This is a genomic window from Candidatus Aquarickettsia rohweri, from assembly GCF_003953955.1.
Taxonomy (GTDB): domain Bacteria; phylum Pseudomonadota; class Alphaproteobacteria; order Rickettsiales; family Midichloriaceae; genus Aquirickettsia; species Aquirickettsia rohweri.
The window spans coordinates 1-7,338 of sequence record NZ_RXFM01000071.1 but is presented as its reverse complement, the minus strand read 5'-3'; the positions used below and the strand labels follow the sequence as shown (position 1 = coordinate 7,338).

Genomic DNA, 7,338 nt, shown 5'->3' with positions numbered 1-7,338 from the left:
AAAATTCATATTTACTTACATTACTTTTTTTATATTCTTCTACTAGCTCTTTCCATTTTTCATTACTTATTCTTTTTTTCTAATAGCATCATTAGCCTCTATTTTTTTAGGCTTTTGTTCTACCACTTATTTTTATTCTTGCCTAGATGCCCTTATTTTAGCGCTTACATTGCATTTACATTTGTTGATAATTTTCCTGGATTGCCACACTTCACTATCGTTCGTTCGCAATGACTATGTCTTTAATTTAAACTGTATTAAACGCATATATACAATAGCTTTTTCGGCTTTTGCAATGCCATTCTTATATGCAATTCTAGATTTAGGTGTATTTGAAATATTATAATCTCCTAATTTTTGGTTTTAAATTTCTATAATTTTTATGCCACATTAAAAATTGTACCATAGAGTCTGTTTGGTCATCGTGTTCTGATTCAGGAAATGACAATATTTCAGCCTCAAATTCAGATAACCAAGTTGAATTTTTAGGTAAATAGATTTTTTCAGATTCAAAAATACTTAATACTGATATAAATCTAATGAACTTTGAATTTTTTGGTAAAAATTTTACAATAGGTATTTGTGATATTTGCTTTAGATCTTGTATTAATTGCTGACCACTGGCTTTATCTTCTATAATCACTCCGTTAGGATTGAACTCAGCATGTTTCTCAACAATAATATTTTTCAAATCTGTATAATTTAATTTTCTTTTAAAAACATCAATTAAGTAATAAGCATTATTTGTAACTCCCCAAGATGTACAAATACTATAATCATTATTGATTCCAGTTTTTATTGCTGTATCCCAACTTTGATAAATAAAATTAAAATTTAGCTTTTTACTATATCTTTGAATCCAGCTTCTTTTTATATATCCGTTGTTAATATTTGTTGGATTTTGCTGATATTGAGCTGAAAAAGCATATTCCCCTAATTCTTTTTTTAGAAAATTAATTTCATTTTTTCCTTCTCTTTTATCACACAGTAATTCTCCTTTTTTTCTAAAATAAGAAAATTTGTGATAATGTATTTTTTCATCATTTTGAGATATTACAGGTATTTTTAAATATTCCCAATTTTGATTTTTGAGTAAATATCCAGATAAATCATTGTTGTGCAAGCGTTGCATTATAATAACTACAATGCCAGTTTTTTTGTCATTTAAACGAGTTAAAAATGTATTTGAGAACCAATCATTAACTTTATTCAGCTTTTTTGTGCTAAGTGCTTGAATAGGAGTTAGCGGATCATCACAATTAAATAATCAGCACCTTCTCCTGTTATATTACTTCCAATTGAGCATGCAGTTCTAGAGCCGTGACTTGTTGTACAAAATTTCTCTTTAGTATCTTGCTTTTTTGAAATGTTTATATCAAAAATGTTCCTATACCACTCAGAATTAATTATGGATTTGCAATCTAAAGAGAGTTTTTTTGAGAGTTGCATGCTGTGACTTGCAACCAAAATTTTTCTTGTAGATTTTTTGGCAAGCAACCAAGCTGTCCAAGCTACACTAATACAAAATGATTTTAAATATCTAGGAGGAATATTGATTATAAGCCTTTTTATTTACTTATTTTCCAGTGCATTTAAATATTCGCATATCAAATCTATATGCCAATTATTTATAAATGGGGTATTTGGATGTAGTGTATAAAAAGATTTTTGTAGAAAATATTTAAAGTTTTTTTTAACTATTTTATTTAATATGTTTTGAATTTTTAAATTTAAACTATAATGCATTTTAGAATAGCTAATTAATAATAATAAAGTAATTTGAAAATAATATTTCTGGAAGGTGCTGATATATGGATAATGATAAAAGAATAAATTTGCTTAAAAATTTGCTAAAATTAAATAATTTAGATGGTTATTTAATACCTAGTTTTGATGAATTCCAAAATGAATATAGTCCTGAGTGTCTTCAGAGATTAAAATGGCTAACAGGTTTTACTGGTTCAAATGGTCTAGTATTAATTACACTGGATAAAAATTATTTTTTTACTGATGGTAGATATATTACACAAGCAAACAACCAACTTGGTGATAATTTCGTAATATATGATATGCAAAATATAGATAGCATTTATCATGAGATATTTAGCAAAATTGTTGATGAGTATTCTATTGGATATGATCCATTAATTTTTACAAAAAAAAATATAGAGTATTATTTCAAAAATTACTTAAAATATAGAAATAATATACAGCTAGTATCTGTAGAAACAAATTTAGTTGATGAAATTTGGAAGAGAGATATAAAGTTTAAAACTAAAGCCCCATTTATTTTAGATGCAAAGTATACATCTGAGACTGAAAAAGAAAAAATACATAAGGTATTAGAGAAATTTAATACGGATTATTTATTGATTACGTCTCCTCAAAGTATATGTTGGCTTTTAAATATACGAGGGTATGATTTAGAGTGTACACCATTGATTATGGCTTATTGTTTAGTAGATAAAAATGGTGTTGTGGAAATTTTCTCTGATTTAGAAAAGATAAAAAGTAATTATAAATATATAAAACTATATCCTTTTAAAGAAATTAAAAAAAGAGTTGCAGAAATCAATAGGGATAATAAAACAATTAAATTTGATTATTCTCAGGCACCTATATGGTTTTTAAATAATTTTAATACTCAAAATTTAGTAAATGATAAAGATCCATGCATATTGCTAAAATCAATAAAGAATAAAATTGAGATTGCAGGTTTTGAATATGCCACAATTCAAGATGGAATTGCTCTTACTAGATTATTTAATTGGCTTGAAAATAAAGTTAATTTTGGTGAAGAAATTTCTGAGATTGATGTAGATAAAAAATTATTGAAATTTAAGAGTGACAATAAATTATTTAAGAGTAGGAGTTTTGAAACTATTTCTTCATTTGGTAAAAATAGTGCAGTTATTCATTATAACCCATATGTATCTGATGATGCAGTGATTGATAAAGATAATTTATTTTTGTTAGATTGTGGGAGTCAATATGAATTTGGTACAACTGATGTTACTAGGACTTTTTGTTTTGGCAATCCCAGTAAAGAGCAAAAATTACATTATACTTTAGTATTAAAAGGTGTAATTAACTTAAGTACTTTAATTTTTCCTAAAAAAACTACAGGTTCTCAAATTGATGTGCTAGCTAGGCAGTTTTTATGGAAATATTGTTTAGATTATCCACATGGAACAGGTCATGGAGTTGGACATTATTTATCAGTACATGAAGGTCCGCAAGGTATCAGTAAATATAATAACCAAGAAATATTTTCAGATATGATTATTACTATTGAACCTGGTTATTATATTCCAAATCAATATGGGATAAGAATTGAGAATATTGTGGTGGTTAAAGAGAATAAAAATAATAAAGAATTTTTGCAATTTGAAACTCTAACTTTAGCACCGATTGCATATAACTTAATTGATATTAAATTATTAACTGATAATGAAAAAAAATGGCTTTTACTTTATCATAAAAAGGTATATAATTCTTTAGTTCCTTTTTTGGATCAAAATGATAAAAATTATTTAGAAAAATATTTGCAATTTTATAATAAATTAACTTAATATACTCTTGAATAATATTTTTTTGTTAATATATAAATAAATAGTAGATAAAAATTTTTATGGCTATGAGTAGCAACTTTATTTTACCATCTATATTATCTGAATCAAATGTTGCAGTTTATATGCAGCAAGTGAAAAAATTTCCAATTCTTTCTCAAGAAGAAGAGAATGAATTGATCCATTTATGGATAAAAGATAAAAATTTGCAAGCTGCTCATAAATTAGTGACATCGCATTTGAGATTAGTTATAAAAATGGCTCTTAAATTTCGTAATTATGGATTACCTTTAATGGATATGATTTCTGAAGGTAATATAGGATTAATGAAGGCAGTAAGGAAATTTAAACCAGAAAAAGGCAATAGACTTTCTACATATGCCATTTGGTGGATAAAAGCTAGTATACAGGAATATATAATTAAATCATGGTCTATGGTGAAAGTGAGTTCAGGTATACTTCAAAAAAAGCTTTTTTCAAATATTTCAAAGCTTAAAGAAAAAATAAAAGGGGAAAATGATAATGAAATAGATAACATAATTAAAAATAGTTATCAAACTGTATCATTAAATGAGAGATTAGATAATGATGAGGGTGCTGAATTTATAGATACTATATCTGATTTTTCTGAATCTCACGAAGAAAGTTTTGCTAATAAGCAAATTAAAGACAATAGAGTAAAAATTTTAAATCAAGCGATAAGTTCATTAAATGATAGAGAACAAGATATTATAAAACAAAGAAAGTTATCTGAAACTCCAGTTACATTAGAAATTTTAAGCAAGAAATATAATGTTTCATCAGAGCGTGTTAGACAAATAGAAGAATCTGCTTTGAAAAAAATTAAAAATTTTACAATACAAAATTAATTTAAAATCATATGACTTTTTTTACTTCAGAATCAGTTTCTGAGGGGCATCCTGATAAGATAGCAGATCAAATTTCTGATGCTGTTTTAGACTCAATATTATCAAAAGATAAGAATTGTGCTGTAGCTTGTGAAACAATGATAAAAAACTCACTAATAATTGTTTCTGGCGAAATTAAGACTGATTTATGGGTAGATTTAGAAAAAATTGTCTATGAAGTAATTAAAAATATTGGGTATGATGATATTTCTAAGGGTTTAAATGCTGATAATTTAAGTATTATTAATTTAATATCAAAACAATCAAAAGAAATACATGATAGTGTTTTTGATAAATCAGATAATTGTATAGGGGCAGGTGATCAAGGTATAATGTTTGGGTATGCGTGTGACGAGACAGAATCATATATGCCAGCACCTATTTTATGCAAATAAATTATTAGTAAATTTAGCAAAAAAGCGTAAGTCAGGTGAAATTAATTGGCTAAGACCTGATTCAAAGAGTCAAGTAACAGTTCAATATAATGATGGAAAAGTTTTAAGAATAGATAGTGTGCTTATATCGACTCAGCATAAGGAAAATATATCACAAAAAGAAATAAGAGATATTATAATTAATGATGTAATAAAAAAATCAGTACCGGCTAAATATTTGGATGAAAAGACAAATTATATAATTAATCCTAGTGGTAGTTTTATTATTGGTGGGCCTTATGCAGATTGTGGTTTGACCGGAAGAAAAGTTATTGTAGATGCTTATGGTGGTTATACAAGGCATGGTGGTGGTGCATTTTCTGTCAAAGATCCTAGTAAGGTAGATAGATCTGCAAGTTATATGGCTAGGTATATTGCAAAGAATATTGTAGCTGCAAAAATTGCCAGTAGATGCGAAGTACAGTTATCATATGGCATCGGAATTTCTAAACCACTTTCAATATATGTTAATACTTTTGGCACAAGTAGATATTTAGATGATCATATAATTAAAATTATAAAAGAAAATTTTGATTTATCTCCAAAAGGTATTATAGATACATTAAATTTAAAGAATATAAATTATTTTGAATCAGCTGCATATGGACATTTTGGAAGAGAAGGTGATAATTTTACATGGGAGAAATTGGATATGGTTGAAAAATTAAGAGTCTTATAAGCTATATTCTTTTTAAGCTGCACTAATTTCACATAAATTAAATACTATTTTTTCTTCACTATAAACGGAATTATTAAAAACATTAACATCTAAACTATTTAACTCTTTATCAGTACATGGTCCTATAGAGGCATATGTATTGTTATCTTGATCATCTTGTATATACTTTCTATATTGTTGAAGTGTTTCAAATTTTTCAGGTGCAGTTACGTTAATTGATTGATAATAGTCATATTCTTTGCAGTATTCAATATTATTATTGTCATCAATCTTACTTCTGCCAGCAAATAAAGAGATAATACCTGGAACATATATAAGCTTTTGAACCCAATAGTTCTTTATGTATCCTGTCCAATCTACTATTAATCCAATTAATGTAAATAAAGTTGCTCCTTTTATACCATTTGAAAAATGTGGATAGTTATCAAATTGTGATGATACATAACATAAAGCTAAAGTAAATGAATTATATTCATTAATGTGCATATCAACTTCTTCTGAGTAATTTTTTTTAAAAGATTCTAAATAACTATCCTTTTGTAATATAATTGCATAATCTAAAGGTAATAATCCATATTTAGTATCTTTAAAATTAAATAGTTCTTCTATACATGTAGAGTTAAGTAAATAATTAAATATATTATTACTTGAATATATAATAGACAACTGCAAGAAATTGAAATTCATACTGTAATCATGGCATTTTATTTTTCCTTCTTCAAAAATCTTTGAAAAACCATCATAATCATTTGATTTGATAAAATTTACAGCTTTTAGGTAATTAGACTTTTTTAAATTTTCTAAAATTTCATCACACTGTTTATCATCTCTAGTCAGTATTTCTTTAAATTCTTCTAACAATTCTGCATTTGGTATAGAAAACTCAAAATCTTGATCAGATTTTTTAACAGAAAAATATCCAGAGTTTACTAATAAATAAGTAAAAAATTCCTCATTATCAACATCATGATACCAATTATATTTAAATAATGAAATTTGGTTATCAAATTTCAGTTTAAAAGTTTTATTAGTTGAAAGCTCTAGAAATTTATTACTAATATGACTATTTAAACATTTTTCTTTTGTAAATAATTTTTGTAAAATTGTACTAGCTCCACTTTTTGACCAGTAATTTCGAGGCTCAAGGTCTTTGGTAGAATAAGCAGTATTTAAGTATTTCATTACAGCCCAAGGAGTATATGTGTGCATATATTCTTCAGTACTAATAGGAATATGATATCCATCATACCAATCAGTTATTTTTTCTAAGATTTTTGATTTATCATCAAATGGATATTGATCTGGAAATTTATTTATTAATTGTGTTACTTCCTGTTTTGAAAATCCAAAATTTTGCTAAATTTTATATCTGTAATCCCGTAAGGAGAAACATTATTGCATCCAGATCCTGCTTCTTTATATATAGTATCAAAGTAAACGCTAAAATATCCACATCTTGACAAGTATTATCCGCCTTTCTTTGGGTTTCTTAAGTTTTTTGATAATTCTAAAAAAAATTTAATTTGATGATATTTTTTTATCAATATTATATGGAAGTAAATTTACTAACTCTTTTGGATCAGAATAATCATGAATATGATTCAGCAAATATTTTAAATAATCATAAGGATTAATCTTATTTACTTTGCAAGTTTCAATAATACTATAAATATTTGCACTAGCTTTAGCACCCTTAGTTGTTGCACAGAACATCCAATTTTTTCTGCCAACTGCAAATGGTTTTATAC

At 26.1% G+C, this 7,338-nt stretch carries 7 protein-coding genes and 1 pseudogene; 3 read left to right on the top strand and 5 right to left on the bottom strand.

Annotated elements, in window-relative coordinates; translation table 11 throughout:
- Positions 1-340: 340 nt before the first annotated feature.
- Both terL and EIC27_RS05090 read right to left on the bottom strand, forming a co-directional pair.
- Positions 341-1,132, bottom strand: a complete 792-nt coding sequence (gene terL, locus EIC27_RS05095) for a phage terminase large subunit (RefSeq protein WP_126045029.1) — start codon at positions 1,130-1,132, stop codon at positions 341-343.
- Between the two features lie 110 nt (positions 1,133-1,242).
- Positions 1,243-1,497 carry a hypothetical protein gene (locus EIC27_RS05090; protein WP_126045028.1) on the bottom strand — a complete coding sequence of 85 codons (255 nt, stop codon included), beginning with the start codon at positions 1,495-1,497 and terminating at the stop codon, positions 1,243-1,245.
- Between the two features lie 314 nt (positions 1,498-1,811).
- On the opposite strand from EIC27_RS05090, the gene EIC27_RS05085 reads away from it, so the two are divergent.
- From EIC27_RS05085 to metK, 3 genes and pseudogenes are all read left to right on the top strand, one after another.
- Complete coding sequence (locus tag EIC27_RS05085) at positions 1,812-3,572, top strand: aminopeptidase P family protein (RefSeq protein WP_126045027.1); 1,761 nt, start codon at positions 1,812-1,814, stop codon at positions 3,570-3,572.
- Positions 3,573-3,637: 65 nt separating this feature from the next.
- Positions 3,638-4,438, top strand: coding sequence for an RNA polymerase factor sigma-32 (locus EIC27_RS05080; RefSeq protein ID WP_205702344.1), 801 nt, complete (start codon positions 3,638-3,640; stop codon positions 4,436-4,438).
- Between the two features lie 11 nt (positions 4,439-4,449).
- Positions 4,450-5,590 (top strand): annotated as a pseudogene (gene metK, locus EIC27_RS05075) (methionine adenosyltransferase).
- A gap of 12 nt (positions 5,591-5,602) precedes the next feature.
- Here metK and EIC27_RS05070 read toward each other — a convergent pair.
- From EIC27_RS05070 to EIC27_RS08290, 3 genes are all read right to left on the bottom strand, one after another.
- Positions 5,603-6,772 carry a hypothetical protein gene (locus EIC27_RS05070; RefSeq protein WP_126045025.1) on the bottom strand — a complete coding sequence of 390 codons (1,170 nt, stop codon included), beginning with the start codon at positions 6,770-6,772 and terminating at the stop codon, positions 5,603-5,605.
- 143 nt (positions 6,773-6,915) lie between these two features.
- Positions 6,916-7,053, bottom strand: a complete 138-nt coding sequence (locus EIC27_RS07065) for a hypothetical protein (RefSeq protein WP_154663850.1) — start codon at positions 7,051-7,053, stop codon at positions 6,916-6,918.
- A gap of 55 nt (positions 7,054-7,108) precedes the next feature.
- Positions 7,109-7,338 (bottom strand): transposase domain-containing protein (locus tag EIC27_RS08290; RefSeq protein WP_205702304.1); only part of this gene is annotated, 230 nt, incomplete at its 5' end.